The 340-nt window shown below is 59.4% G+C and carries 1 protein-coding gene; it reads left to right on the top strand.

All coding sequences use genetic code 11. The annotated features are described in order from the left end of the window. The coding region (locus AF337_RS04310) for an ABC transporter substrate-binding protein (protein WP_152970897.1) at positions 1 to 340 on the top strand (340 nt) is incomplete at both ends.

The following is a 340-nucleotide window of genomic DNA, read 5'->3' on the forward strand; positions in this document are numbered from 1 at the left end:
CCTCGATCTCGGGCATCGACGAGGCTCTCGTCGTCCGTAACGGCTCCGGTATCGAAAGCCTGAATGATCTGAAGGGCAAGAAGCTTGCGGCCGCGCCTGTTTCCACCGACCACTATCAGCTTCTGGCGCTGATCAAATCGCTCGGTCTGACCGAAAAGGACGTTCAGGTCTTCGCAATCCCTCAGCCTGAGATCGTCGCCAGCTATAACCGCGGCGATATCGATGGCGGCTTCGTCTGGGATCCGGCACTCACCGAACTGAAGAAGAACGGCAAGGTCCTGGTGACCTCCAAGGAGGTGGCAGACAAGGGTGCACCGACATTCTCCGCCTGGGTCGCGAC

The sequence above is a fragment of the Rhizobium ecuadorense genome (genome assembly GCF_001187535.1).
GTDB classification, from domain to species: Bacteria; Pseudomonadota; Alphaproteobacteria; order Rhizobiales; family Rhizobiaceae; genus Rhizobium; species Rhizobium ecuadorense.